This is a genomic window from Lachnoclostridium sp. An131, from assembly GCF_002160825.1.
Taxonomy (GTDB): domain Bacteria; phylum Bacillota; class Clostridia; order Lachnospirales; family Lachnospiraceae; genus Laedolimicola.
The window spans coordinates 40,166-65,236 of the sequence record NZ_NFLI01000012.1 but is presented as its reverse complement, the minus strand read 5'-3'; the positions used below and the strand labels follow the sequence as shown (position 1 = coordinate 65,236).

Annotated in this window: 23 protein-coding genes; 20 read left to right on the top strand and 3 right to left on the bottom strand. The window is 52.5% G+C overall.

Annotated features, from left to right (window positions below):
• Positions 1-93 precede the first annotated feature (93 nt).
• The 3 genes from B5E77_RS10995 to B5E77_RS10985 all read right to left on the bottom strand — a co-directional run bounded on the left by B5E77_RS10995 (position 94) and on the right by B5E77_RS10985 (position 2,547).
• Positions 94-363: a CD3324 family protein gene (locus B5E77_RS10995; RefSeq protein WP_204248046.1), complete on the bottom strand. Its 270-nt coding sequence runs from the start codon at positions 361-363 to the stop codon at positions 94-96.
• A 295-nt stretch (positions 364-658) separates the two neighbouring features.
• Positions 659-1,990 (bottom strand): hypothetical protein, encoded by a 1,332-nt coding sequence (locus B5E77_RS10990; protein ID WP_087165422.1) that lies wholly within the window; start codon positions 1,988-1,990, stop codon positions 659-661.
• Positions 1,987-2,547 carry an RNA polymerase sigma factor gene (locus B5E77_RS10985; RefSeq protein ID WP_087165421.1) on the bottom strand — a complete coding sequence of 187 codons (561 nt, stop codon included), beginning with the start codon at positions 2,545-2,547 and terminating at the stop codon, positions 1,987-1,989. The genes B5E77_RS10990 and B5E77_RS10985 overlap by 4 nt, the downstream gene beginning before the upstream one ends.
• A 313-nt stretch (positions 2,548-2,860) precedes the next feature.
• Here B5E77_RS10985 and B5E77_RS10980 point away from each other — a divergent pair, with 313 nt between their 5' ends.
• The 20 genes from B5E77_RS10980 to B5E77_RS10885 all read left to right on the top strand — a co-directional run bounded on the left by B5E77_RS10980 (position 2,861) and on the right by B5E77_RS10885 (position 24,827).
• Complete coding sequence (locus B5E77_RS10980; protein WP_087165420.1) at positions 2,861-3,169, top strand: metal-sensing transcriptional repressor; 309 nt, start codon at positions 2,861-2,863, stop codon at positions 3,167-3,169.
• Between the two features lie 38 nt (positions 3,170-3,207).
• Positions 3,208-5,766 carry a heavy metal translocating P-type ATPase gene (locus tag B5E77_RS10975; RefSeq protein ID WP_087165419.1) on the top strand — a complete coding sequence of 853 codons (2,559 nt, stop codon included), beginning with the start codon at positions 3,208-3,210 and terminating at the stop codon, positions 5,764-5,766.
• Positions 5,767-6,079: 313 nt separating this feature from the next.
• Positions 6,080-8,629, top strand: coding sequence for a PEP/pyruvate-binding domain-containing protein (locus B5E77_RS10970; protein WP_087165485.1), 2,550 nt, complete (start codon positions 6,080-6,082; stop codon positions 8,627-8,629).
• Positions 8,630-8,832: 203 nt separating this feature from the next.
• Positions 8,833-10,563 (top strand): B12-binding domain-containing radical SAM protein, encoded by a 1,731-nt coding sequence (locus B5E77_RS10965; protein WP_087165418.1) that lies wholly within the window; start codon positions 8,833-8,835, stop codon positions 10,561-10,563.
• Between the two features lie 57 nt (positions 10,564-10,620).
• Positions 10,621-11,334 carry a 3'-5' exonuclease gene (locus B5E77_RS10960; protein WP_087165417.1) on the top strand — a complete coding sequence of 238 codons (714 nt, stop codon included), beginning with the start codon at positions 10,621-10,623 and terminating at the stop codon, positions 11,332-11,334.
• A 140-nt stretch (positions 11,335-11,474) separates the two neighbouring features.
• Positions 11,475-12,914, top strand: coding sequence for a VanW family protein (locus B5E77_RS10955; RefSeq protein ID WP_087165416.1), 1,440 nt, complete (start codon positions 11,475-11,477; stop codon positions 12,912-12,914).
• Between the two features lie 64 nt (positions 12,915-12,978).
• The gene (locus B5E77_RS10950; RefSeq protein ID WP_087165415.1) at positions 12,979-13,968 is read left to right on the top strand and encodes an AIR synthase family protein; all 990 of its coding nucleotides are present in this window, start codon (positions 12,979-12,981) and stop codon (positions 13,966-13,968) included.
• Between the two features lie 15 nt (positions 13,969-13,983).
• Positions 13,984-14,466 (top strand): Lrp/AsnC family transcriptional regulator, encoded by a 483-nt coding sequence (locus tag B5E77_RS10945; protein WP_087165414.1) that lies wholly within the window; start codon positions 13,984-13,986, stop codon positions 14,464-14,466.
• Complete coding sequence (locus B5E77_RS10940; protein ID WP_087165413.1) at positions 14,463-15,647, top strand: aminotransferase class I/II-fold pyridoxal phosphate-dependent enzyme; 1,185 nt, start codon at positions 14,463-14,465, stop codon at positions 15,645-15,647. The genes B5E77_RS10945 and B5E77_RS10940 overlap by 4 nt, the downstream gene beginning before the upstream one ends.
• Complete coding sequence (locus B5E77_RS10935) at positions 15,648-16,154, top strand: tRNA (cytidine(34)-2'-O)-methyltransferase (RefSeq protein ID WP_087165412.1); 507 nt, start codon at positions 15,648-15,650, stop codon at positions 16,152-16,154.
• 14 nt (positions 16,155-16,168) lie between these two features.
• Entirely contained in the window at positions 16,169-17,440 is a 1,272-nt protein-coding gene (locus B5E77_RS10930; protein ID WP_087165411.1) for a cell wall hydrolase, read from the top strand.
• Positions 17,441-17,755: 315 nt separating this feature from the next.
• Positions 17,756-18,232, top strand: coding sequence for a PTS galactosamine transporter subunit IIB (agaB, locus tag B5E77_RS10925; protein ID WP_087165410.1), 477 nt, complete (start codon positions 17,756-17,758; stop codon positions 18,230-18,232).
• 30 nt (positions 18,233-18,262) lie between these two features.
• Positions 18,263-19,090: a PTS mannose/fructose/sorbose/N-acetylgalactosamine transporter subunit IIC gene (locus tag B5E77_RS10920; protein ID WP_087165409.1), complete on the top strand. Its 828-nt coding sequence runs from the start codon at positions 18,263-18,265 to the stop codon at positions 19,088-19,090.
• Complete coding sequence (locus B5E77_RS10915; protein ID WP_087165408.1) at positions 19,080-19,994, top strand: PTS system mannose/fructose/sorbose family transporter subunit IID; 915 nt, start codon at positions 19,080-19,082, stop codon at positions 19,992-19,994. Before B5E77_RS10920 ends, B5E77_RS10915 begins: the two co-directional genes overlap by 11 nt.
• Positions 19,995-20,099: 105 nt before the next feature.
• The gene (locus tag B5E77_RS10910) at positions 20,100-20,750 is read left to right on the top strand and encodes a hypothetical protein (protein ID WP_087165407.1); all 651 of its coding nucleotides are present in this window, start codon (positions 20,100-20,102) and stop codon (positions 20,748-20,750) included.
• A gap of 57 nt (positions 20,751-20,807) precedes the next feature.
• Positions 20,808-21,242, top strand: coding sequence for a PTS galactosamine/N-acetylgalactosamine transporter subunit IIA (gene agaF / locus B5E77_RS10905; RefSeq protein WP_087165406.1), 435 nt, complete (start codon positions 20,808-20,810; stop codon positions 21,240-21,242).
• Between the two features lie 42 nt (positions 21,243-21,284).
• The gene (locus B5E77_RS10900; RefSeq protein WP_087165405.1) at positions 21,285-22,466 is read left to right on the top strand and encodes an SIS domain-containing protein; all 1,182 of its coding nucleotides are present in this window, start codon (positions 21,285-21,287) and stop codon (positions 22,464-22,466) included.
• Between the two features lie 100 nt (positions 22,467-22,566).
• Positions 22,567-22,848, top strand: a complete 282-nt coding sequence (yajC, locus tag B5E77_RS10895) for a preprotein translocase subunit YajC (protein ID WP_242963702.1) — start codon at positions 22,567-22,569, stop codon at positions 22,846-22,848.
• Between the two features lie 47 nt (positions 22,849-22,895).
• Positions 22,896-23,483 (top strand): hypothetical protein, encoded by a 588-nt coding sequence (locus tag B5E77_RS10890; protein ID WP_087165403.1) that lies wholly within the window; start codon positions 22,896-22,898, stop codon positions 23,481-23,483.
• Positions 23,484-23,501: 18 nt separating this feature from the next.
• Positions 23,502-24,827 carry a class II D-tagatose-bisphosphate aldolase, non-catalytic subunit gene (locus B5E77_RS10885; RefSeq protein WP_087165402.1) on the top strand — a complete coding sequence of 442 codons (1,326 nt, stop codon included), beginning with the start codon at positions 23,502-23,504 and terminating at the stop codon, positions 24,825-24,827.
• Positions 24,828-25,071 lie beyond the last annotated feature (244 nt).

Sequence of the window (25,071 nt, the reverse complement as noted above, 5' to 3'; positions counted from 1 at the left end):
ATACCGCTGTCATAGCTGTTTTTCTATCTACCAGTCGGTACCGAATTGTTTTTTATAAAACCAGGGGGCTGCGCTGCCGCAGCCCCCTGATGGTTATTCTGTTTTCTGATATATGATTTTTCGGATGGCATGTACAGACAGGCAGTACTTTTCGGCCAGCTCATTCACGGAGGAGCCTTTCCGGTACTCCTCTGTGATTTTCCGGTTTCGCCGTTTAAGTGCCTGCCGGCAGCCGGATGCTTCTCCCCATTGCCTGTGATGCGCCGGATCCGCAGGGACATAGATATATCCGCCCTGGATGTAGCTCTGCAGCTCCCGGACCAGCTCATCGGGAAGAAGCGCCTTTGCGTTGATGTATTTCATGCGGGCTCCCTCCTTGAGATAATCTTCAGGCGGCAAAGCCAGCATTAAGCTTCTGCGGCAATGACTACTCCATGCAGGCGCCGCAGATTACTGGCTTTGCATGGAGCTGTACCTGGTTAAGCTTGGTCATAAATCTCACATCCTTCTGTTCTGTACAAATTTTTGTGTGTTCCGTATCTCTGGGACTCGAATCTCTGAGACCGCGTCCTCTCGCTTATCTTCCTTTAGAATAAGAAAATAATTAGAGTACGTCAAGGCCGTTCTATCAGAAAAAGCGGATTGAGAGGCAGGAGGTTTAGTTAAAAAAGCCTCTTTCTGAAGGTACAACCTCAAGGTATCGTCCGTTTACAGCAGGCACATAATAACAGCCGTAGGTCTTCAGGCCGTTTTCCTGTTCCTCTTCCGAAAGCTCCACGTAAAACCGGTAATAGGGCATGTAATATGTCTCGTAATCTCCGGTTTTGTACACAAGCTCCACCTTTTTTACATCTTTCATTTCTGAAATGCTGTAGGGGACGGAGGTAATGTAGTTTCCGCTTTCCAGAAGCGCGGCGGCCTCCTGAACCGTGATCACAGGATAGTCTCCGATTTTCCCTGACAGATCGGGCCGGAAAATGCGGATGATCATCAGTCGTCCTGCGCCGTCGCAGGATAAACGGATGGGATAAAAATTATAATTTATGATCTCCTCTTCCAGGCTGCTTCCGGCTTCGAAAAACTCCGGCTCATAACTCTGACGGAGGTAAATGTCATAACCGCCTCCGCTGATGTTCAGGCGGGGATTGTCCAGGGCGAGCAGATGGCTGTAAGCAGAGAGCAAATACTCAGCAGCCTGCGCGAGCTCTTCATAAGTAGAATAGTGAGTAAAATGATATTGCTCAGGAAGTGATACGGCCGGTTCAAAATTTATTTGAATTTCCATAGAGGACCATACTGTGATGACCGTTCCGTCTTGTTCTGTTTTCAAATAATTGGACCAGCCAGATTCCTTTGCGATGTTAAGAGAGCCGGTATCCATGCCAAGCTTTCCTGCGGTTTCCAGCAGAAGCTCATTCATCTGCTCCCAGTCGACGTCGACCGGATAATAGTTTTCTTCATAATTCTGGTGGTTTCGGTAAACGGGCAGCGTTGTAAGAGAAACGTCTTCCGTCCAGGGATTGGCATTTGTCAGCTCAGAGATATCGAAGGCCATAAGTCCCTCAAATCCCATGTCGTCTGCCGAGATATCTGAGACAGTCAGGACAGGGAGGTCGGGCAGTTCTGCTTCCGGCGAAGGATCTGAAAACTCAGGAAGCCCTGCTTCCGGGGCAAGGCCGGAAGACTCGGAAACATCTTCCGTGGGAGAGGGATCGGAGATGTTTGAGGATTCGGGAGTGCTTCCCTCGGGAGCAGAGTCTGCAGACTCAGAGGAAGGGTCCGGAAAAGCCGGGGAGGGCTCCAGGCGGGCGGCAGGCCAGAGCTTTGAGGTCATCCACAGGGCGGCCAGAAGGCAGGCCGCGGCGGCTCCCCATCTCAGCCAGGGCCGTTTGGAGCGCACCTGTCTTGGAGCTTTGCGGAGTCTGTCAGTTTCGATAATGATTTCGTCATCCAGAAAATTCAGAGAGTCAAGAATGGTTTCCGCTTTCATAAGTGAAATCCCTCCTTTTCCAGGTGTACCTTCAGTCCTTTGCGGGTCCGGTGCAGCAGGCTTTTAGCTTTTGATATACTCATTCCGCAATAAGCGGCCGCTTCCTGAACGGAATCCAGATAAAAATAGCGCCCTACAAAGAGACTCCGCGCCTCCGGAGACAGACTGCGGAGATAGGAGCTGATAGATTCCGCAAGTAAAAGCATTGATGTCTGCTGTTCCGTCGTATCAGTGCCGGATACGCATTCCTTCAGTTCGGAAAGGGCAAGCATGTATCCTGAATCCAGTCGTTTTTTCCGAGTCCGGTAACGAAGCCGGTCAATGGACAGCTCCCGGGTGATTTTTCCGAGGAAGGCCGGGAGAAGCCCTGGTCTGTGGGGCGGCATGGAATTCCAGGCTTTGAGATAGGTGTCATTGACGCTCTCCTCGCTGTCCTGGGTATCGGTCAGAATGTTGTATGCGATTTTAAAAAGATAGGGTCCGTATTTCCGGCTGGTTGCCTGAATGGCAGATTCGTCCCGCAGCCAGTACAGTTCGATGATTTTGCTGTCTTCCATATAAAATTCCCCCTTCTATAACTAAAAGCCGACAAAAACAGACGCTGGTTGCGTGAAAAAGAAAAATCTCTGTATAAATTATAACGTTATACGGCAGTACTGAAAACAATGGAATTGATAAAATTTCCTCTTGCAAAATACCCTGATGGGGTATATAATGAGCTCAAACAGAGATACCCCTGGGGCGTATTTGAAGCGGCGGAATATGATACGGTGAAATGCTGTTGAACCGGCCGATTCGGCAGCGGAACGTACAGGCAGAAGTATTCAGCGGCTCCCACAGCGGGAATTCTGGAAAAAAGAGGTGACAGGTATGGAAGAACAAAAGGAATGCTGCTGCTCCCACAAGACGAAGGAGCGTACAGAGAAGGAATATAAGGATCTGATTAACCGCCTGAGCCGGATCGAGGGCCAGGTGCGGGGAATCCGGAAAATGGTGGAGAGTGACTGCTATTGTCCGGACATACTGGTACAGGTGTCAGCGGTCAACGCGGCGCTGAACAGCTTTAATAAAGTTTTGCTTGCCAATCATATCCGAACCTGCGTGGCAGAGGATATCCGGGATGGCAATGATGAGACGATTGACGAGCTGGTAGCGGTGCTTCAGAAGCTGATGCGGTAAATGATATGGTAAACTGCATGGAGTGAGGAGGAGAGATTATGGAACAATATAATGTGACAGGTATGAGCTGTGCGGCCTGCAGCGCGAGAGTGGAAAAGGCTGTCTCCAAGGTGCCTGGAGTGACTTCCTGTTCCGTAAGCCTTTTGACAAACTCGATGGGAGTGGAAGGCACGGCGGACGAGGCGGCCGTCATCGCCGCCGTGGAGGCGGCGGGCTACGGCGCCTCTGTCAAGGGCGCCAGAGGCGCCGGCGCCGGTGCCGGAGCTGGCTCCGGCAGAGCCGCAGACGTCTCCGCCGCCGCGGGAGCGGACGACGATTTTCTGAAGGATACGGAGACGCCGAAGATTCGGCGGAGGCTGATTGCCTCGCTCTGTTTCCTGGTTCCGCTGATGTATTTGTCCATGGGACATATGATGTGGAACTGGCCGCTGCCGGAGGCGCTGGCGGAGAATCATGTGGCTATCGGAATCGCCCAGCTTCTGTTGACGGGCATCGTCATGGTGATCAACCAGAAGTTTTTTATCAGCGGCTTCAAAGGGCTGATTCATGGGGCCCCCAATATGGATACGCTGGTGGCGCTTGGTTCGGCAGCATCTTTTGGATACAGCCTGTATGCGCTTTTTGCCATGACGGCGGCACAGATGAACGGCGATATGGCAGGCGTCATGTCTTACATGCATGAATTCTATTTTGAGTCCGCAGCTATGATTCTGACCCTGATTACGGTCGGAAAGATGCTGGAGGCCCATTCCAAGGGAAAGACCACGGACGCGCTCAAAGGGCTGATGAAGCTGGCGCCGAAGACAGCCGTGATCGTCCGGGACGGAGAAGAGGTGGAGGTGTCCATCGACCAGGTCAGAAAAGGCGACATTTTTGTGGTGCGGCCCGGGGAAAATATACCCGTGGACGGCATTGTGCTGGAGGGCAGCAGCGCGGTCAATGAATCGGCGCTGACCGGGGAGAGTATTCCCGTAGACAAAAAGCCGGGCGACGCCGTATCTGCGGCAACCCTGAACCACTCGGGCTTTATCCGCTGTGAGGCGACCCGCGTGGGCGAGGACACGACCCTTTCCCAGATTATCCAGATGGTCAGCGACGCGGCTGCAACCAAAGCGCCTATTGCGAAGATTGCAGACCGGGTATCGGGAGTCTTTGTCCCGGCGGTTATCGCGATTGCTGTGGTGACGCTGATTGTGTGGCTGGTGGCAGGTCAGACCATAGGCTTTGCGTTGGCACGGGCCATTTCTGTTCTGGTCATCAGCTGCCCCTGCGCTCTGGGACTGGCGACGCCGGTAGCCATCATGGTGGGCAACGGAATGGGAGCCAGGAACGGCATTATGTTCAAGACGGCGGTTTCCCTGGAGGAGACCGGAAAGATGCAGATTGTTGCTCTGGATAAGACAGGAACCATCACCAGCGGTGAGCCGAAGACCACCGACATCCTTCCGGCGGAAGAAACCTCAGAGGAAGAGTTCCTGACCCTGGCCTATGCCCTTGAGAAGAAGAGCGAGCATCCGCTGGCAAACGCGATTCTTGAGACGGGCCGGGAACGCGGTGTGCAGTCTGATCTGGAAGTGACGGATTTCCAGGCAGTGCCGGGCGGCGGCCTGACCGGAGAGCTGGACGGCAGCCGTCTGACCGGAGGCAATCTGAAATACATCAGCCAGACGGCGGAAGTCACAGACGCCGTGCGCCGGCAGGCGGAAGAGCTGGCGGAGGAAGGAAAGACGCCGCTGTTCTTCGCAAAGGATGGAAAACTCCTTGGCATCATCGCCGTGGCGGACGTCATCAAGGAAGACAGCCCGCAGGCAGTGCGTGAGCTTCAGAATATGGGAATCCATGTGGTGATGCTGACCGGCGATAACGAGAGAACCGCCAGGGCCATCGGAAAGCAGGCCGGGGTGGACGAGGTCATTGCCGGCGTGCTTCCGGAAGGAAAGGAAAGCGTTATCCGGGCCCTGAAGGAGAAGGGCAAGGTAGCCATGGTAGGCGACGGCATCAACGATGCTCCGGCCCTGACAAGAGCCGACATGGGAATCGCCATCGGAGCGGGAACTGATATCGCTATTGACGCGGCCGATGTGGTGTTGATGAAAAGCCGCTTAAGCGATGTGCCTGCGGCCATCCGCTTAAGCCGGGCAACTCTTCGGAATATCCATGAAAATCTGTTCTGGGCATTCTTTTATAATGTCATCGGCATTCCACTGGCAGCGGGCGTCTGGATTCCGATTTTCGGCTGGCAGCTGAACCCCATGTTCGGCGCGGCGGCCATGAGCCTGTCCAGCTTCTGCGTGGTAACAAACGCCCTGCGTCTTAACTGGTTTAAGGTGCATGACGCGAGTAAAGATAAAAAAATCAAACAAAATGTAAAAAAGGAGAAGACAACGATGGAAAAAACGATTACAATTGAAGGTATGATGTGCGGTCACTGCGAGGCAGCGGTTAAGAAGGCTCTGGAGGCGCTTCCCCAGGTAAGCGAGGCTGTGGTAAGCCATGAAAAGGGGACGGCGGTTGTGACGCTGAACGCTGAGGTGGCGGACGATGTGCTGAAGAAGGCTGTAGAGGATAAGGATTACAAGGTGACTGGTATTCAGTAAAGAAGGTGTGCCAGGGCGGGGGACCCCGCTCCAACCGGCCAGCCGCCGGCACGGCGCAGAATGACCGGGCGGCGGGAAGGCGTGGCCGGTACGAAAAGTGCATAGAGAGAAAACGCGAAGAGGCGGTTTCCGGCGGATGCCCTGAGGGGTGTCCGCCGGGATCGCCGTTTTCTTTTTTCAGGCAGAAAATCTGTCCTGCCCCAAATCCAGGGAAGCCGCGGAAACACAGAAGATCCGCTTCCGGTTTCGTTCAGAAGCAGGATTCGTAGGAGCAGAATTCAGAGAAACAGGATGCAGAAGGAGGATGAAGAGAATGCATGAACGGGCAAGTACGGGAATCAAAGGCTTTGATCAGATGATTGACATGCTCCGCATGGGAGACAACGTGGTATGGCAGGTGGATTCCATCGAAGATTACCGGTATATGACAGATGCCTTTATCGCGCAGGCAAAGCGGGATCAGAGAAACATGATCTACATCCGGTTTGCGTCCCATGAACCCATCCTGCGCGATACGGAAGGAATACGGGTCTGCGAGGTGGATTCGGGACAGGGCTTTGAGGCGTTCGCTTCCCAGATCCGGGATATTATCACAGAGGCGGGTCTGGACGCCTTCTATGTGTTCGACAGCCTGACCTTTCTTCTGGATGCCTGGCATTCGGATCTGATGATTGGAAACTTCTTTCAGGTGACCTGTCCATATCTGTATGAGCTGAATACCATTGCCTATTTTGCGCTGATCCGGAACGCCCATACCTATGATACGATTGCCCGGATCCGCGAGACGACCCAGCTGCTTCTGGAGCTCTATCACATTGAAGGAAATTACTATGTGCACCCGCTGAAGGTGTGGCAGCGGTATTCGCCGACCATGTTTCTGCCGCATCTGCTGAAGGAACAGGAGGCTGTCTCCATCACAGCCTCCGCGGAGACGGCGGAGCTCTTTTCCAATCTGGCGTATCGGGAGACAAAGCGGGATTACTGGGAGGAGATCGTAAAGAGCTGCGCGGACGCCCGCAGTGGAAGCGGAGAGCTGCAGGAGGAGAAAAAACGCCTGCTTCTGGAGCTTCTTGTGGGGAAAAATTCCCGGATTTATGATCTTTGTGTGGAATACTTTACACTGGAGGACGTGGTCAGGGTGGCCTGCCGGGAGATTGGCAGCGGCTATATCGGCGGAAAGAGCGTGGGTATGCTTCTGGCCCGCCGGATGCTGGTGAAGGATCCGGCGGACGCGGCCCGTTTCCAGCCCCTTCTGGAGCCCAACGATTCCTACTATCTGGGCGCGGACATTTTCTATACCTATATTGTGCAGAACGGCTGCTGGAGCCTGCGGACCAGGCAGAAGACGAAGGAAGGGTATTTTACTTATGCGCCGGAGCTGAAGAAACGGATTCTGGAAGGAAGCTTCCCGGAGATGATTCGGGATCATTTCGTGCGGATGCTGGAATACTATGGACAGTCGCCGATTATCGTCCGTTCCAGCTCCCTTCTGGAGGACAATTTCGGGAATGCCTTCGCCGGAAAATACGAGAGCGTTTTCTGTCCGAACCAGGGCTCCCCGGAGGAGAGGCTGCGCGCCTTTGAGGACGCCGTGAAAACGGTCTATGCCAGCACCATGAATGAGGATGCGCTCCAGTACCGTGTGAGCCGCGGGCTGGCTCAGAAGGATGAGCAGATGGCAGTGCTGGTTCAGCGGGTGTCGGGAGACTATTTCGGAGATTATTTCTTCCCCCATCTGGCCGGCATGGGGAATTCCTCAAACCTTTATGTATGGGATAAGGATATCGACATGAATGCGGGAATGCTGCGCCTGGTATTCGGTCTGGGAACCCGGGCTGTGGATCGGATTATCGGAGACTATGCGCGGATTGTGACGCTGGACGATCCCCTGCGCACGCCCCTGATTCAGGCCGGTGACGAGCGGAAATTTTCTCAGCATTATGTGGATGTGCTGAACCTCAGAGAAAACAGGTTTATGAGCATTGATCTGGACGACGCCCTGGCTCTGGATATCAAGACAGACAAGAGCATTTTCGCCCAGATGGATTATGACGAGTATCAGAGGCTGCGGGAGCTGGGCTACCGGAACCGGAAACCGCCCTATTCCCTGAACTTCCGGAAGCTTCTTAAGGATACGCCGTTTCCGGGGCTGATGCGGGACGTGCTGGCTCTCCTGGCCCGGAAATATGATTATCCGGTGGATATCGAATTTACCGCGAACTTCCGGAGGGACGGAAGCTTCCGCATCAATCTGCTTCAGTGCCGGCCCCTGCAGACAAAGGGGCTTGGGAAAACGGTGGAGCTTCCGAGGATTACCGGAAAAGACGACTGCATTTTCTATACGAAGGGGAATTTTATGGGCGGAAACGTGCGCCTTCCCATCGACTATGTGATCTACGTGGACGCCAGAGGCTATGCGGGGAAGAGCGAGCAGGAGAAATACACCATCGCCCGTCTGATCGGAGAGCTGAACCGGAAGCTGGGAGACAAAAATCTGATGCTGATCGGCCCCGGACGTTTCGGGACTACGACGCCCTCTCTGGGCGTGCCGGTCCATTTTACAGAGCTGAATAGGGTTCAGGTCATGTGCGAGTATTCCTCGTCCGCGCTGGGACTGATGCCGGAGCTGTCCTACGGCAGCCATTTCTTCCAGGATCTTGTGGAGACGGGCATCTTCTATGCGGCGCTGTTTGCGGAGAAGGAGGATGTAGGCTTCTGTCCGGAGCGTTTCCTGAAAGAAGAGAACCTGCTGACGCAGCTTCTGACCCATGGAGGCGAGCACCGGGATACGCTGTATGTCTGCCGGACGCCAGGCGTGGAGGTATATTCTGATATTGTCAGCCAGACCGCGGTGTGCAGATAGCGGAACAGCAGAGGACGGACCCCTGTTTTGGCGTCCCGGGTAAAATGAAAAATTAAGGCTTTGGATACCTGGGCTGGTGTGTTACAATAGATTTGATTTGAAAACGGCTGAAGTGTAAGGGACTTAAGCCGGCATCGGAACAAAAGGTATCTGGAGCCGATTCTGGAAAGCATCCGGGTATTGCAGGAGGAACGGGAACATAAATGAAATTTTTACTGACTGCCATCAATGCAAAATATATTCATTCCAATCTCGCTGTCTACAGCCTGCGCGCCGCAGCTCTTGCTGCGGCGCCTGCTTCAGATAAACATGAGCCGTTCTCCGTCGAGCTCGCAGAGTTTACAATTAACCACCGGACAGAGGAAATTCTGCGGGATATTTTTCTGCGGAAGCCGGACGTCCTGTTATTTTCCTGTTATATCTGGAATATCGTATATGTGAGGGAGCTGGCGGAGAATTGTAAGAAAATCATGCCGGAGGTGCCCGTCTGGCTGGGCGGGCCGGAGGTGTCTTACGATGCGGAGAAATTTTTGCGGGAGAATCCGGCAGCAGACGGGATTCTCTGCGGAGAGGGAGAGGAGACGTTCCGGCTGCTGGCAGAGTGTTATGCAGCCGGACAGGCTGATACAGAGCACCTTGCGGAAATTCCCGGACTTGTATTTCGGGAGCCTGTGGAAAGCGCGGCCCGGCTCATCCGCGTAAATACGCCCGCGCCTCTGCCGGATTTGAGCGCTCTGCCGTTCCCTTACGGGGAGCTGGCGGAGTTCGAAAACCGGATTATCTATTATGAGTCCAGCCGGGGATGTCCGTTTTCCTGCAGCTACTGTCTGTCCTCCATAGAAAAAAGCGTGCGGTTCCGGGATATAGAAAAGGTCTGCAGGGAGCTGCAGTTCTTTCTGGATCGAAGGGTGCCTCAGGTGAAATTCGTAGACCGGACCTTCAACTGCCGGAAGAGCCACGCAATGGCGGTCTGGAGCTATATCCTGGAGCACGACAATGGGATTACCAATTTCCACTTTGAGATAGAAGCAGAGCTTCTGGATGAAGAAGAGCTGGCCCTGCTGGAACGGATGAGGCCGGGGCTGGTGCAGCTGGAGATTGGCGTGCAGTCGGCGAACCGGGAGACGCTGAAGGCAGTGCGCCGCAGCACAGATCTGGAACGGCTGCGAAGGGTCGTAGAGCGAATCCGGGATGGAAAAAATATTCATCAGCATCTGGATCTGATAGCAGGCCTGCCCTTTGAGGACTATGAAAGCTTTGGCCATTCCTTTGACCAGGTCTTTGCGCTGAAGCCGGAGCAGCTTCAGCTGGGCTTTCTGAAGGTGCTCAAAGGGGCCCCCATGTATGAGGACGCGCGGAAATATGGAATTGCGTACCGGAGCCAGCCGCCTTACGAGGTGCTTTTCACGCCCTGGCTTCCGTTTTCCGATATTTTACGGCTGAAGATGATTGAAGAAATGGTGGAAATCTATTATAATAGTCATCAATTCGGAATGACGCTCGGGCAGCTGATTCCCCGTTTTTCGTCGGCCTTTGCATTTTTTGAGCAGCTGGCTCTGTATTATGAGAGGAATCAGGAGGGGCAGAAATCTTCGCGTGTACGCAAATATGAGCTGCTTCTGGGCTTTGCCTCGGAGCATTTTCCGGAGGATGAGGACAGGTACCGGGAGCTTCTGACTATAGATTATTATCTGAGGGAGCGGGCGAAGGCCCGGCCGTCCTTTGCGCCGGATCCAGATCCATATAAGAAAACGCTGCGGGAAATCCGGCAGCGGGCGCCGAAGCAGGTGCATGTGGAAGCGCTGAGCCGCGAAAACGCGGCGGTCCTGTTTGGAGAGCAGGATCTGATCTATCTGATATTTGATTACGAAAAGAGAAATCCGCTGACCGGAGACGCCTGCTTAAGCGTCTGGAGAGAGGAAGGGGCAGGCTAATGGGAAGCTGATGAAAGCCCCGGAGCGGTAAAGAGAAGGACAAAAGAGGTGAACGGCTTGACTGACAGCTACATCGCGCTTGATTTGGAAACGACAGGCTTAAGCCCGGCAGAAGACCGGATCCTTGAGATTGGGGCGGTGAAGGTAGAAAACGGAAGAATCAGGGAAAGGTACGGGACGCTTCTGAATCCGGGAATTCGGATCAGCGCCAGAATCCAGGAGCTGACCGGAATCACGGATGAGATGGCGGCAGGCGGAAGGGATACCCGGACTGCGGTAGCTGAGCTGGTGGAGTTTTGCGGGGATCTGCCTCTTCTGGGACACAATATCCTGTTTGATTACAGCTTTGTAAAGAAAAATGCCGTGAATTTCGGACTGGAGTTCGAAAAAACAGGCATCGACACACTGAAGATTGCCAGAAGGCTGCTCCCGGATGCGGAGCATAAAAGCCTGACAGCCCTCTGCTGCCGCTACGGCATAGCTCATGAGCGGGCGCACCGGGCTGTGGACGACGCCTGTGCGGCCATGGAGCTGTATCAGCGCCTCGCGCGGGAATTTCCGGACAGTCCGGCGGAGCTCTTTGCTCCCAGCCCTCTTGTGTACAGGGCCAAGAAGCAGGGACCAATGACGCCTGCGCAAAAAGGATACTTGAATGATTTGATAAAATATCATAAAATAACGTTAGATGTGTCCATGGATACACTTACGAAAAATGAAGCCTCGAGACTGATTGATAAAATCATTTCCACACACGGGAGGATAATAAGATGAATTTTTATGACAAGAAATCAAGAAAGGTAATTTCTACCGTTATCATTGTAATTCTGGTAATTGCCATGGTAGTGCCGATGCTGGCCTATGCGTTGACGTAAGCCGGAGGCATATCGAAAGACAGGAAAAGAGGAGCTATTATGAGGAAAATGACATGGTTTGCCGGTCTTGTCCTGAGCCTTGTACTGACGGCCGGCAGCACAGAGGCGCAGGCGGCGGATGCTTCTTCCGGAAACGTTATTCACACAGGAGTCTATATCGACGGAATCGATGTGTCCGGCATGACGGTGGCGGAAGCGCAGACGGCGATTGAGAGCTATGTGCAGGAGATGGGAACGGAGCCCCTGACGCTGAACATCGGAGACAATCAGCTTCAGACGGCTCTGGGAGATCTGGGCTTAAGCTGTACGAACCTGGAAGTGATAGAGGAAGCAGCGCAGCTTGGAAAGACTGGAAATATCATTCAGCGCTACAAGGACCGCAAGGATCTGGAGCATGAAAATAAAAATTATCAGCTGGAATGGACACTGGATTCTGCTCTGGTAACAGAATATGTGAATGCCGAATGCACGCAGTTTGACCAGGAGGCGGTAGACGCCACGCTGGAAAAGAACGGAAGCAGCTTCGAGTATGTGGCGGGGACGGAAGGCCTTCTGCTGGATGTGGAGGGTTCCGTGGAAGCTATTGTAAATTACATAGAAAATGAATGGGATTACATAGAGGGGAGCGTCGATCTTCCGGTGGAAATCGATGAACCCCGGGGAAGCGAGGAGGAGCTGAGCAGGATCCAGGATGAGCTTGGAACCTATACCACAAGCTTCAAGACATCAAACAGCAACCGATCCGCAAATATTGCCAGAGGAGCAGAGCTGATCAATGGCACAGTGCTGTATCCGGGAGACACCTTTTCGGCCTATGAGGCAGTAAGTCCCTTTACCACGGCTAACGGGTATTATATGGCGGGCTCTTATCTGAACGGAGAGACTGTGGACAGTATGGGCGGGGGGATCTGCCAGGTATCCACGACGCTTTACAATGCGGTGATCCGCGCTGAGCTGGAGGTCGTGGAACGTTCGGGGCATTCCATGCCCGTGTCTTACGTGGATCCGGCAGCTGATGCGGCGATTGCGGGAACCTACAAGGATTTGAAATTTACCAATAACACAGATTCGCCCGTTTATATTGAGGCGTACACGTCGAATAAGACAATTACCTTTACGATCTACGGCGAGGAGACGAGAGATCCCGACCGGACGATTGCTTTTACGAGCACGACGGTAAGCACTACCCCGCCGACGACACAGATTGTGGCAGACGCAGGGCAGCCGATTGGCTATATCGTTGCCACAAATGGAAATACGGGAGTGGTGGCAGAGCTTTATAAGCACGTCTATGTCGACGGCGTAGAGCAGGAAGTGACTAAGGTGAATAAGACCACATACCGGATGTTCCCGCGGACGATCACGGTAGGAGTGGCGGGCGACGAGACTCTTTCCAATGAGCTGCAGGCCGCTATAGCGACGCAGGATGAGGCTCTGGTGAACGCGACGCTTGCATCCTGTATGGAAAGAATGCAGTAGGCGGAGCCGGCAGAGATTCTGTGTTTGGACGAAAGATACTGCAGCAGGAAGGGAGCGCCAGGGCATGAAGGTCGGAAAGGTTTCGGAGACCGTCTTAAAGAGAAGCATTATCAAGCAGATTCATACAAAACGGGATGAGGTGCTGCTGGGTGCCGGCGTAGGCGAGGACTGCGCGGCCATGAAGCTCTCTCCCGGAGAGATTTTTGTGATTTCCACAGATCCGATCACGGGAACCGTGAAGGATGTGGGAATGCTGGCGATTCAGATCACCGCAAACGATCTGGCCAGCAGCGGGGCGGAGCCGGTGGGCGTTATGCTGACTGTGCTCCTGCCGGAAGAGGTAGAGGAAGCGGATATCCGGGAAATGATGCGTCAGGTAGAGGATGCCTGCGCTCATTTTCATATTCAGGTCATGGGAGGCCACACGGAAGTCACAAGGGCTGTGACTCAGCCGGTGATCAGTGTCACGGGCGTGGGCAAGGTCCGGGAGGATCGGCTGGTATCTACGGCAGGCGCAAAGCCCGGCCAGGACATTCTTGTGACGAAATGGATTGGAATTGAAGGGACTTCGATTATTGCGAAGGAAAAGGAAAAGGAGCTGCTGGAGCATTTTTCAGCAGCCTTTGTGGATACGGCGAAGGGCTTTGACCAGTATCTGTCAGTGCTCCCGGATTCCCGGATTGCCGTGGAGCATGGGGTGAGCGCCATGCATGATGTGACAGAGGGCGGCATCTACGGCGCGCTCTGGGAGGTGGCCGAGGCCTCCGGAATTGGCCTTGAGATTGATTTGAAGGCGATTCCGATTCGCCAGGAGACAGTGGAAATCTGCGAATATTTCGAGCTGAACCCCTATTATCTGATTTCCAGCGGCTGTATGCTGATGGCTGCCGACCGGGGACACGATCTGGTACGGAAGCTGGAAGCGGCCGGTATCCCGGCAGCCGTCATCGGAAAGGCCACGGATGGAAAGGCCCGCCGGATTTGGAACGGCGGGGAAGAAAGCTATCTGGAGCGTCCGAAGACAGACGAATTATATAAAATATATCAAAACTGATGGGAGGGAACTGCTGTGAGAGAAAAAATACTGACATTTATTGAGAACAACAGCCGCATTGAGCTGAAGGATCTGGCTGTGATGCTGGGATCCAGCGAGGCGGCGGTGGCCAATGAGATCGCAGATATGGAAAAGGAAGGAATTATCTGCGGTTACCATACGCTGATTGACTGGGATAAGACCAGTGAGGAAAAGGTAACGGCTCTGATCGAGGTAAAGGTTACGCCTCAGAGGGGGCTTGGCTTCGATAAGGTGGCGGAGCGCATCTACAATTATCCAGAGGTGACCAGCGTGTACCTGATTTCGGGAGGCTTCGATTTCCTGGTTATGCTGGAAGGCAAGACGATGCGGGACGTGGCCCAGTTTGTTTCCGACAAGCTCTCCCCGCTGGATTCCGTGCTGAGCACTGCCACACATTTCATATTGAAAAAATACAAGGATCATGGTTCTATAATGGCACATGAGTCCAAGGATGAAAGGATGCTGATGACGCTGTGAGAAACCCATTATCTGACAAGATTGTCGCGATTCCCCCCTCCGGCATCCGGAAGTTTTTTGATATTGTGAGCGAGATGCCGGATGCGATTTCCCTGGGAGTGGGCGAACCGGATTTCGATACGCCCTGGCACATCCGTGACGAGGGAATCTATGCCCTGGAGAAGGGGCGTACCTTCTATACCTCCAACGCAGGCCTGAAGGAGCTGCGGGAAGAGATTGTCCGCTATCTGGAGCGGCGTATCCATGTGAGCTACAACCCGGCAGATGAGGTTCTGATCGCCGTGGGCGGCAGCGAGGGAATCGATATGGCCTTCCGCGCGATGCTGAATCCCGGGGATGAGGTGCTGATTCCCCAGCCGAGCTATGTCTCCTATGAGCCCTGTGCGGTTCTGGCGGACGGCGTTCCGGTCATCATTGAACTGAAGGAGGAAAATGAATTCCGCCTTACAAAGGAGGAGCTGCTGGCGGCTGTCACGGATAAGACGAAGATTCTGGTGCTTCCGTTCCCGAACAATCCGACGGGAGCCATTATGGAGAAAAAGGATTTGGAGGAGATTGCGGAGGTCTGCATAGAAAAGGATCTCTTTGTGCTCTCGGATGAGATTTATGCGGAGCTGAGCTACAAGGGAGACCATGTCTCTATCGCGAGCCTGCCGGGCATGCGGGAGCGTACGATTCTGATTAACGGCTTCTCCAAGGCTTATGCGATGACGGGCTGGCGCCTGGGATACGCCTGCGGGCCGGCAGAGATCATTGCACAGATGACGAAGATTCATCAGTACGCGATTATGTGCGCGCCTACGAACAGCCAGTATGCGGCTGTGGACGCCCTGCGCAACGGAGACGCCGATGTGGCCATGATGCGTGAGTCCTACGATCAGAGGCGCCGCTATCTGATGAATGCCTTCCGGGAAATGGGACTTTCCTGCTTCGAGCCGTACGGGGCCTTCTACACCTTTCCGTGCATCAAGGAATTCGGCATGACCTCGGATGAGTTCGCAACCCGTTTTCTGGAGGAGGAAAAGGTGGCGGTAGTTCCGGGAACTGCGTTTGGAGCCTGCGGAGAAGGCTTCCTGCGGATTTCCTATGCATACTCTCTGGAGCAGCTGAAGGAGGCTCTTGGCCGCCTGAGCCGTTTTGTGGCGAAGCTCAGGGCGGAGAAGGAAAAGGGAGCGGAATAAATGGCTTTCAATATTGTGCTGCTGGAGCCTGAGATACCGGCGAACACCGGAAATATAGGCCGTACCTGCGTGGCTACGGGAACGCGCCTTCATCTGATTGAGCCGCTGGGCTTCCGGCTTGGCGAAAAGGATTTGAAAAGAGCCGGTATGGATTACTGGTCCCAGCTGGACGTGACGACTTACATAAATTATGAAGATTTTCTGCGCCGGAATCCTGGCGCGAGGCCCTGGATGGCGACGACTAAGGGCCGGAAGACCTATACGGAGGCTGAGTTTGAGCCGGACTGCTATCTGATGTTCGGCAAGGAGAGCGCCGGAATTCCGGAAGAGCTTCTGCTGGAGAACCAGGAGCGGGCGATCCGGATTCCCATGGTGGGGGAGACGCGTTCTCTGAATCTGTCCAATTCCGCGGCGATCGTGCTTTATGAGGCGCTGCGCCAGAATGGCTTTCCGGGCATGAAGCTGGAAGGCAGTCTGACGAAATACGACTGGAAACAGATGCCCTGAATACAGGAGAGACCATGAAAAAGACGCGAAGCTTGAAGATGATACGGAAGATAGCAGTGATGGCCCTGGTCCTGGCGCTTGGGTTCCCTTCCTATGCCTCGGAGACGCCGGATGAGAGCGACGTGCAGGAAATTCAGCAGGAGATCGACAATCAGCAGCAGGAGATCGACAAGACGCAGCAGGAGATTGACGAGACAGAGGCGAAGAAGCAGAAGCTGCAGCAGGCCAAGGAGGATATGGAAAGCTATCTGTCGGATCTGAATAAGCAGTATGCCTCCCTGGAGGAGGAAATCGCGGATCTGAACAGCCAGATAGAGGACAAGCAGGCAGAGATTGAGCAGGCCCAGGCGGATCTGGAGGAAGCGAAGGCAGTTGAGGAACAGCAGTATGCGGACATGAAGGCACGCATTCAGTATATGTATGAGCATCCTCAGAACTCTTTTCTGGAGATTCTTCTGACGTCAGGAAGCTTTGCGGACGCGCTGAACCAGGCGGGATATGCAGCCAGCATTACAGAATACGACAGAAAGATGCTGGAAGAGTATGTAGCGCAGAAGGAGGCCATCGAGGAAAAGGAAGCGCAGCTTCAGGGAGAAATGGAGGCGCTGGAAGAGCTTCAGGCTTCGGTAGAAGAGAAGCAGAGCCAGGTATCCGCTCTGGCAGACAGCACATCCGGCCAGATCAGCCAGCATGTCAATGAGATTGCCCAGGCGCAGGCGGATCTGGATGGAAAAAATAATACTCTTGAGAACCAGAAAGAGGTTCTGGAGCAGCTGATTGCCGAGAAGAAGCAGATAGAGGCACAGATAGAAGCGGCTAAGGCGGCTGAGATTCAGGCGTCGCTGGGTGATGTGACCGGCGTGCGGACGACTGAGCTGGAGTATGTACAGTATGGCGCGTACAATGCTACAGAAGAAGAGATCACAGCGCTGGCGGTTTTGATTTACTGTGAGGCCGGCAATCAGGGAGCGGAGGGACAGCTGGCTGTCGGCGCTGTCGTCATGAACCGCATTCGGGACTCACGCTTTGCGCAGAGCGATATCATGAGCGTGATCAGGGCCTCCGGCCAGTTTTCGCCGGTGACCTCGGGGCGTTTTGACCTGATTCTGGAACAGGACCTCGGTTCTGTGCCGGAATCCTGCTATATAGCTGCGCGGCGGGCCGCCGCCGGGGAATCCAACATCGGAAACAGAGTGTTCTTCCGGACCTATGCAAGCTATCCGTCCTTAAGCGGCCTGGTGATAGGGGCGCATATTTTCTCCTACACCTGGAATTTTTCCGCGTAGGAAGAGCTGCCAGGCACATAAATGGCAGGAAAGTAATCATTGAATGAAAATAAGGGCAGGAGTCTTTGTGCTGTGAGGCAGAGACTCCTGTTTTTGTACGAAAGACATGTGCAGACTTTCACAGGGGCATAGTCAAAAGTGCAAGAGAAAAAGTAAAAAGTGCAACTTCTTTTTGGATAAATTTGATATAATATCCTTTGTAGATATATGCTGCCTCTCATAGGATATATTTGGGAAGCGCTTGTACAAAAGCATGAGGGAGCGGGCTTGCCTGCCCGGGTTATGCTGAAATATTTAGGAAAGGGGGAGTGAGACATGCCCGATATTCGATTGACGAGAATTGACAATCGGCTGATTCATGGTCAGGTTGCGACACAGTGGTGCGGCGTCGTAGGCGCGAATCTTCTTCTGGTCGCGAATGATGCGGTCGCCAAGGATGAGTTCCGTCAGGGGCTGATGAATATGGCTGCGCCGTCCTATGCGCAGACGCGGTTCTTCACCCTGGAGAAAACAATCAATATCATCCACAAGGCTTCTGCGAATCAGCATATTGCAATTATCTGTGAGACGCCTCAGGATGTGCTTAAGCTGGTAGAAGGCGGAGTGCCGATTAAGAAGGTAAATATTGGCAATATGCACATGGCTGAAGGCAAGCGTCAGGTTGCGACCTCGGTTGCGGTTGACGACGACGATGTGGCCTGCTTTAAGAAGCTGCAGGAGCTGGGTGTAGAGCTGGAGATCAAACGAGTTCCGGATACACCTGCGGAGAGCGTCGACAAATTATTCAAATAACTGATATGTGTTTATTGGAAAGGAGAAAACATGGGAGATATTACAATTATCCAGGCTCTTCTGGTCTTCGTAGTTGCCTTCATCATGGGCATTGACCAGTTCAGCTTTTTGGAATCTCTGTATCAGCCCATCGTTACCTGCCCGATTATCGGAGCAATCCTCGGAAATCTGGAGCTTGGTATCGTAGTGGGTGGAGCTTATCAGCTCGTTCAGATCGGAAGTATGCCGATCGGAGGCGCACAGCCGCCGAACGCCATCATGGGTGGTATTATGGCGACCGTGTTCGCGGTTTCTCTTAACATGGAAGCATCAGCAGACGGAGTAGGCGCGGCCCTTGGCCTTGCGGTTCCGTTCGCGGTATTCGGACAGTACGTAGTTACCCTGACCTTTACACTGTTCTCCGGTATGATGACCAAGGCTGACAAGTACGCGGAAGAAGCTAACGTAAAGGGCATCCGCAACATCAACCTTCTGGAGATGGGATTCCTGGGTGTTCTGTTCGGCGTAATCGCAGTAGCAGGTCTGTACGGCGGTACAGCACTGGGCGATACCTTAAGAGAGTTCTCCAAGTCCTTCTCTTGGGTAATGGCTGGTCTGGACGCAGCAGGCGGCGCTATGAAGTTCGTCGGCTTCGCTATCCTGATGAAGGTTATGATGTCCGGAGAGATGTGGGGATTCCTTCTTGCAGGCTTTGCTATGTCTCTGCTTTGCAGCGCAAACTCCACTACATCCGGTGCAACTCTGATTCTGTGTGCATTCGTAGGTGCGGCTATCGCTATCTATGATTTCACGACTCAGACAAAGATTAGACAGAACGCTGGTTCAGGCTTTGCAGGAGGTGACGAGGATGGCATATAATATTCCCGAAAAGTATCAGGATCTGACTCCGGCTCAGCCGCTTGACAAGAAGACCCTGAATAAGATGGTTTGGCTGTCCTGTTTCTTACAGGCATCCTTCAACTATGAAAGAATGCAGGCCTGCGGATGGCTCTGGTCCATGCTCCCCGGCCTTCAGAAGATACATACAAATAAGGAAGACCTGAAAGCCTCCATGGCTCACAACCTGGACTTCCTGAATACACACCCGTTCCTGGTAACATTTGTAATGGGTATTGTTCTCTCCCTGGAGCAGAACAAGGCTGATACACAGACCATCCGTTCCGTACGTATTTCCGCTGCCAGCCCCCTGGGCGGTATCGGTGACGCTCTGTTCTGGCTGACCCTGGTTCCGATTACGGCAGGTCTGACCGCGAACATGGCTATGGAGCAGAAGAGTCTTGTAGGAGCGATTCTCTTCCTGATCATTTTCAACGCAGTACAGTTTGTTGTACGTTTCGGCCTGATGTACTGGTCTTACGGACTGGGAACCAAGGCAGTTACGATGCTGACCTCCAACGCGAAGGAGTTTACCCGTGCAGCCAGCATTCTGGGTATCTTCGTAGTAGGCGCTCTGATTGCAAACTATGGTTCTACCACACTCCGTCTGATCGTTGGCGAGACTCAGATCAATGTTCAGAGCCTTCTGGACGGCGTACTGCCGAAGCTGATTCCGCTGCTGATCACACTTGGAATCTATGCTCTGATTAAGAAGGGCTGGACTCCGGTTAAGTGTATCGTTCTGATTCTGGTAGTTGGTATTGTGGGCTGTGCTTTCGGTATCTGGTCCGGAGACTCCAAGGTTCAGGATGAGGCTGGAAACGCTCTTCCGGGCGGATATACACCGCTTGTTGAGTGGTATCAGTATCCCACGCCTGAGGAATAAGGCGGAGAAAGTAAAATTCTGAGGTAAAATTTACGTCAGACAAAAGGGAGGGGAGAGGATGAAAATCCCCCCTCCCTATTATATTATACGAAATCGGGTGGCTTTTTGAACAAAATAACATTTACCATCATTCTGCTTGTGTTTGCGGGATATGTGATTTTCCAGGGAATTAAGCGTTTTCAGCTTGGCAGCATGAACGCGGCGCTTCAGAAAAAGGACAGCGGCACGCTGGAAAGACTGGCGGACATGGGAATATCCCGGAAGCTTCTGGGGAATTATGTATGTGATCTGTATAAGCTCCGCGGCTACTATGTGGCAAAAGAGACAGATAAATTTGAAAAGACGCTTTTGCATATGATAGAGACGCCGTACAAGGGAGCGGCAGATAAAAAAAGCTTTTTGGAAAACTATTTTCATACCTTTTTGCTGAAGGGAAACCGGAAGTATGCAGACTGGCTTCTGGAAGCGATAAGGAACACGGGCGATGAGACCTTTATTCATTACAATGAGCTGTCGTATGGCGTGATGCTGGATGAGAGAAGCGATCTGATTGATGTAATGGAAGAAGATATCAATTCAAAGAAATATTGTGGATTTGCGCTCGGTGCGATTCTGGTTATGATTGCAAAACAGTATTCTTATCTGCAGGATAGAGAGAATGAGCTGGTTTATTATCAGAGCGCAAAGGCGTGTTTGGATCCAAGGGCCGTGTATATGCCTTTGGTTGAAAAGAAGCTGAAAGAGCTGGAGGCATAGAGGCGCATAAAAACGTATGCGGATATGCATATAAGACTCAAGAGTAGGAGAGATAGTATGATTGGTTTATTGGTGACAGGACATGCAAATTTTGGTTCTGGTATGACAAGCTCTGTGAATTTGATTGCGGGAGAGCAGGAAGCATACCAGTATGTAGACTTCCTTCCGACCTACAGCACAGAGGATCTGGCCGGCGGGCTTACAAAGGCTATGGATGAACTGAAGGATTGTGAAGGAATTATTATTTTTACAGATTTGATGGGCGGTACGCCGTTCAATACAGCAGCTCAGCTGGGACGTGACAAGGAGAATGTCCGGATTCTGGCTGGAACCAATCTGCCGATGCTTGTAGAAGTGGTAATGTCCAGAAAGTTTATGGATGATCTGGACGGACTGGTAGATTCCCTTCTTCAGACAGGAAAAGAGCAGGTTGCAAAATTTGAAATCAAGAAGGCAGAACAGACTGAGACGGAAGACGAAGACGGTATCTAAATGCCTCATTTACGATAAAACAGAGAGAAAGGAAGAGATCATATGAGCAGCATTTTTGGAATTACAGAGGAAAAAATGCAGGAGACATCTTCAAAATGGACTGTCACTGAGATTTATCAGCAGCCGTCTACCTGGGAGAAAACCTGCAGACAGATTGCGGAGCATAAGGATGAGATTCAGAAATTTATCGATCAGGTAATCACACAGGAGGATTTCGATGTGATTCTGACCGGAGCAGGCACAAGTGAGTTTGTGGGAAATGCCCTGTTTCCCCACCTGACAGGCCTTCTGAATTATAAGGTGAAATCCTACGGCACGACAGATATCGTGGCGACGCCGGAGGCATACCTGTCCCGCACAAAGCCGACCCTTCTGATCAGCTTTGGACGTTCCGGAAATTCACCGGAGTCCATCGGCGCTGTGGACAATGCAGAGAGTGTCTGCGATAATCTGTACCACCTGTTCGTTACCTGCAATAAGGACGGAGCGCTGTCCAAACGTGCGGAGAGTACAGAGCACTGCTATGCTATCAATCTGACGCCGGAGACTCATGATCAGAGCTTTGCCATGACCTCCAGCTTTTCCAATATGTATCTTGCTACCTATCTGTGCTTCCATCTGAATGAGCTGGACAAGGTAGAGGCAGAGATTCGGAAAATCATAGCTGCAGGCCAGAACTTCCTGGACAACCAGTACAGCATCGCACAGACGATTGTAAACGAGTATGACTTCAACCGGATCGTTTATCTGGGAAGCAATACTCTGAAGGGAACCTCCCAGGAGTCCGCTCTGAAGATGCTGGAGCTGACCGCAGGACGTGTTGTGACCATGTATGACACTCCGCTGGGCTTCCGTCATGGCCCGAAGTCCATCATCGATGACAATACACTGACCGTTGTATATCTCAGTGACGACGCTTATACAAGACAGTATGAGATTGACCTGATCAAAGAGATGAGCGGACAGCGCAAGGGCAATAAGATTGTAGCAGTTATGAGCAAGGCGGATGAGGCTGTGGCAGCTCTCGTGGATTATACCGTGGTGTACGGACTGGAAGAGGATCATGAGAATGTACAGCTGGGCCTGGATTACATTCTGTTTGCGCAGACGCTGGCTGTTCTGAAATCCCTGTCCCTTTCCATCACACCGGACAATCCCTGCCCGACCGGAGAGGTGAACAGAGTCGTAAAGGGCGTGACACTTTACCCCTATACAAGAAAATAAAAAGCTGTTAGAATAAAGGTGTCTCAAAGGTCCGAGCCGGATCCACCATGATCCAGCATGGGCTTTTGAGGCATTCTTAGTACGGAGGAAAAATATAGTTATGAACTGGGAAGTTATCATGTGGAGCTGTGTGACCGTGATCGTGCTGCTTGGAATCTTTGCGATCATCCTGACATTTATCTCTGCGCGGAATATGAGGAAAAACCGTCAGGCGATGCAGGAGCTGCAGAATAAAATTCAGATCGGCGCACGGGTTCTGTTTGGCGGCGGTATCTATGGAAAGATTGTAAGGATTAAGGATGACGTCATCGATGTGGAGATGGCGAAGGGCCTGGTAGTGCAGATCTCGCGCTATGGTATCCAGGATGTAGTATCAGAGTGATTTTGCGCTTTTAGGCAGTATCAGTGAAAGATGTGGAAGACAGATAAATGAGCAGGAAATTAGTGAAGCAGACAGAGGATAACGGAAAGGCAAGAGAGTCCATCCGCCTGTCGGGCAGAAATATTTATACAGATAAACAAAATCGTACCATTTATTATGACTGGGTGACAAAGCAGGGGTATCTGATAGAGAAGAAAAATGAAAATGCGGCCCTGTTTTATAAAAACCGCTTTGCAGTAATTCTGATGGCGGCGATCCTACTTGGCGCTACATTTCTGACAGTGCCTCAGGCTGTGGTTGCCGGCGCCGTGATGCTGGTTCTTGCGGAGCTTACCTTCCGGCTGTCCTTTTTGAAAAAGCTGGAGCCAGTAAAGGATATAGACTTCGAGAAACGTGTCTCAGGACTTCAATACATAGTAACGGAAAAGCCCAAGGGACGTGTGCTGCTTCTGGCGGTGCTTTATCTGCTGCTGGCTGTATTGGTGATCCTGAATGCTGTCGATCAGGATTATGGTACCGGGCTTATGGTATTCAGCGGCTGTATTGCGGCTATAGGCGTGTACTTTAGCGTGCTTCATTTTGTTGGACTGGCAAAGATCAGCCAGAACGAAAATAAAAAGACGGGAAGAAAATAAAATCAGGAGGGGTTTATCATGCTTCAGAATCCATTGAAAAAACTTGTAGAGCTTCAGAAGCAGGGAAAGAGCGTAGGCATCTATTCCGTGTGCAGCGCCAATAAGTACGTGATTGAAGCTGCACTGAAAAGGGGGAAGGAAGATGGTTCCTGTGTGCTGATCGAGAGCACAGCGAACCAGTGCGACCAGAATGGCGGCTATACAGGAATGAAGCCGGCGGATTTCAAGAAATTTGTTCTGGATATCGCGGAAGAAATCGGCTTTGATAAGGGAAAGCTTTTCCTGGGCGGAGACCATCTGGGACCGCTGACCTTTGCGGGCAAGGATGAGGCAGAGGCCATGGCTGACGCGGAAGAGCTGATCCGCCATTATGTAGGAGCGGGCTTTACAAAGATTCATATCGACACCAGTATGAAGGTGAAGAGCGACGATCCGAATGTGCGTCTTTCCGATGAGATTATCGCAGGACGCGGCGCGCATCTGGCAGAGATTGCGGAAGAGACCTACAAAAAGCTTCTGGAGAAGGAGCCGGACGCAATTCCTCCGGTCTATATCATTGGAAGCGAGGTTCCGATTCCGGGAGGCGCTGTGGGAAGCGAGGATGCCGGAGTACAGGTGACGAAGGTAGAAGACTTCAAAAATACAGTGGCGGCTTTCGAGAAGGCCTTCAAAGACGCGGGCCTGGGCGCGGACGTCTGGGATCGCGTGATCGCGGTAGTCGTACAGCCTGGTGTGGAGGAAAAGGACAGCGGCTGCACGGAGTACGACCGTGAAAAGGCGAAGGAGCTGATGGCGTCCATCAAGGATTTCCCGAATCTGGTGTTCGAGGGACATTCCACAGACTACCAGACCAAGATCAAGCTGCGTGAGCTGATCGAGGACGGCGTGGGAATCCTGAAAGTGGGACCGGGGCTGACCTTTGCCATGCGCGAGGGAATGTTTGCTCTGGAGCATATCGAGAAAGAGCTGGTTTACGGCACAGATATCGAGCCCAGCAATTTCGCGGACACGCTGGAAGCGGAGATGCTGAAGGACGATAAGTATTGGAGAAAGCACTATCAGGGAACAGAGCTGGAGCTTCGCATGAAGCGCAAATACTCCTTCTCTGACCGCTGCAGATACTACATGCCGACTCCGGCTGTGGAAGCGGCCGCAGACCGTCTGATTTCCAACCTGAGAACTCTGGGCGTTCCGCTGAATCTTCTGAGCCAGTTCATGCCGATTCAGTACACGAAGGTACGTGAGGGAGAGCTGGAGAATGATCCGGTGGCGCTTCTGGAGGACCGGATCGTGAATACGATTGACGAGTATCTGTATGCGACCCATCAGAAGGAGCTGCTGTAAAATCAGGCGGAAAATAATAAAAACCGCATTGACAATCCGTTTTCCTTATGCTAGAGTATAAGCAGAATTAAACGAACGTGATTGTTAGGATTGTAACTGGTAAGCAGGCAAAACCTAATATGGTGCATGGTCATCATGTACCATATTAGGTTTTTTGCGTTTACGCCGCAGAAAATTTTCCGGAAAAGTTGTTCCGGAAGCGCGGGCGGCAGGATGCTTACCGTATGCGGAAGCAGTCTTTGGG

Bases quoted from the DNA above. Each gene is read 5' to 3' on its own strand.
- B5E77_RS10995 (WP_204248046.1), bottom strand. From the start codon at position 363: ATGAAATACATCAACGCAAAGGCGCTTCTTCCCGATGAGCTGGTCCGG.
- B5E77_RS10990 (WP_087165422.1), bottom strand. From the start codon at position 1,990: ATGAAAGCGGAAACCATTCTTGACTCTCTGAATTTTCTGGATGACGAA.
- B5E77_RS10985 (WP_087165421.1), bottom strand. From the start codon at position 2,547: ATGGAAGACAGCAAAATCATCGAACTGTACTGGCTGCGGGACGAATCT.
- B5E77_RS10980 (WP_087165420.1), top strand. From the start codon at position 2,861: ATGGAAGAACAAAAGGAATGCTGCTGCTCCCACAAGACGAAGGAGCGT.
- B5E77_RS10975 (WP_087165419.1), top strand. From the start codon at position 3,208: ATGGAACAATATAATGTGACAGGTATGAGCTGTGCGGCCTGCAGCGCG.
- B5E77_RS10970 (WP_087165485.1), top strand. From the start codon at position 6,080: ATGCATGAACGGGCAAGTACGGGAATCAAAGGCTTTGATCAGATGATT.
- B5E77_RS10965 (WP_087165418.1), top strand. From the start codon at position 8,833: ATGAAATTTTTACTGACTGCCATCAATGCAAAATATATTCATTCCAAT.
- B5E77_RS10955 (WP_087165416.1), top strand. From the start codon at position 11,475: ATGAGGAAAATGACATGGTTTGCCGGTCTTGTCCTGAGCCTTGTACTG.
- B5E77_RS10950 (WP_087165415.1), top strand. From the start codon at position 12,979: ATGAAGGTCGGAAAGGTTTCGGAGACCGTCTTAAAGAGAAGCATTATC.
- B5E77_RS10935 (WP_087165412.1), top strand. From the start codon at position 15,648: ATGGCTTTCAATATTGTGCTGCTGGAGCCTGAGATACCGGCGAACACC.
- B5E77_RS10930 (WP_087165411.1), top strand. From the start codon at position 16,169: ATGAAAAAGACGCGAAGCTTGAAGATGATACGGAAGATAGCAGTGATG.
- agaB (WP_087165410.1), top strand. From the start codon at position 17,756: ATGCCCGATATTCGATTGACGAGAATTGACAATCGGCTGATTCATGGT.
- B5E77_RS10920 (WP_087165409.1), top strand. From the start codon at position 18,263: ATGGGAGATATTACAATTATCCAGGCTCTTCTGGTCTTCGTAGTTGCC.
- B5E77_RS10915 (WP_087165408.1), top strand. From the start codon at position 19,080: ATGGCATATAATATTCCCGAAAAGTATCAGGATCTGACTCCGGCTCAG.
- agaF (WP_087165406.1), top strand. From the start codon at position 20,808: ATGATTGGTTTATTGGTGACAGGACATGCAAATTTTGGTTCTGGTATG.
- B5E77_RS10900 (WP_087165405.1), top strand. From the start codon at position 21,285: ATGAGCAGCATTTTTGGAATTACAGAGGAAAAAATGCAGGAGACATCT.
- yajC (WP_242963702.1), top strand. From the start codon at position 22,567: ATGAACTGGGAAGTTATCATGTGGAGCTGTGTGACCGTGATCGTGCTG.
- B5E77_RS10890 (WP_087165403.1), top strand. From the start codon at position 22,896: ATGAGCAGGAAATTAGTGAAGCAGACAGAGGATAACGGAAAGGCAAGA.
- B5E77_RS10885 (WP_087165402.1), top strand. From the start codon at position 23,502: ATGCTTCAGAATCCATTGAAAAAACTTGTAGAGCTTCAGAAGCAGGGA.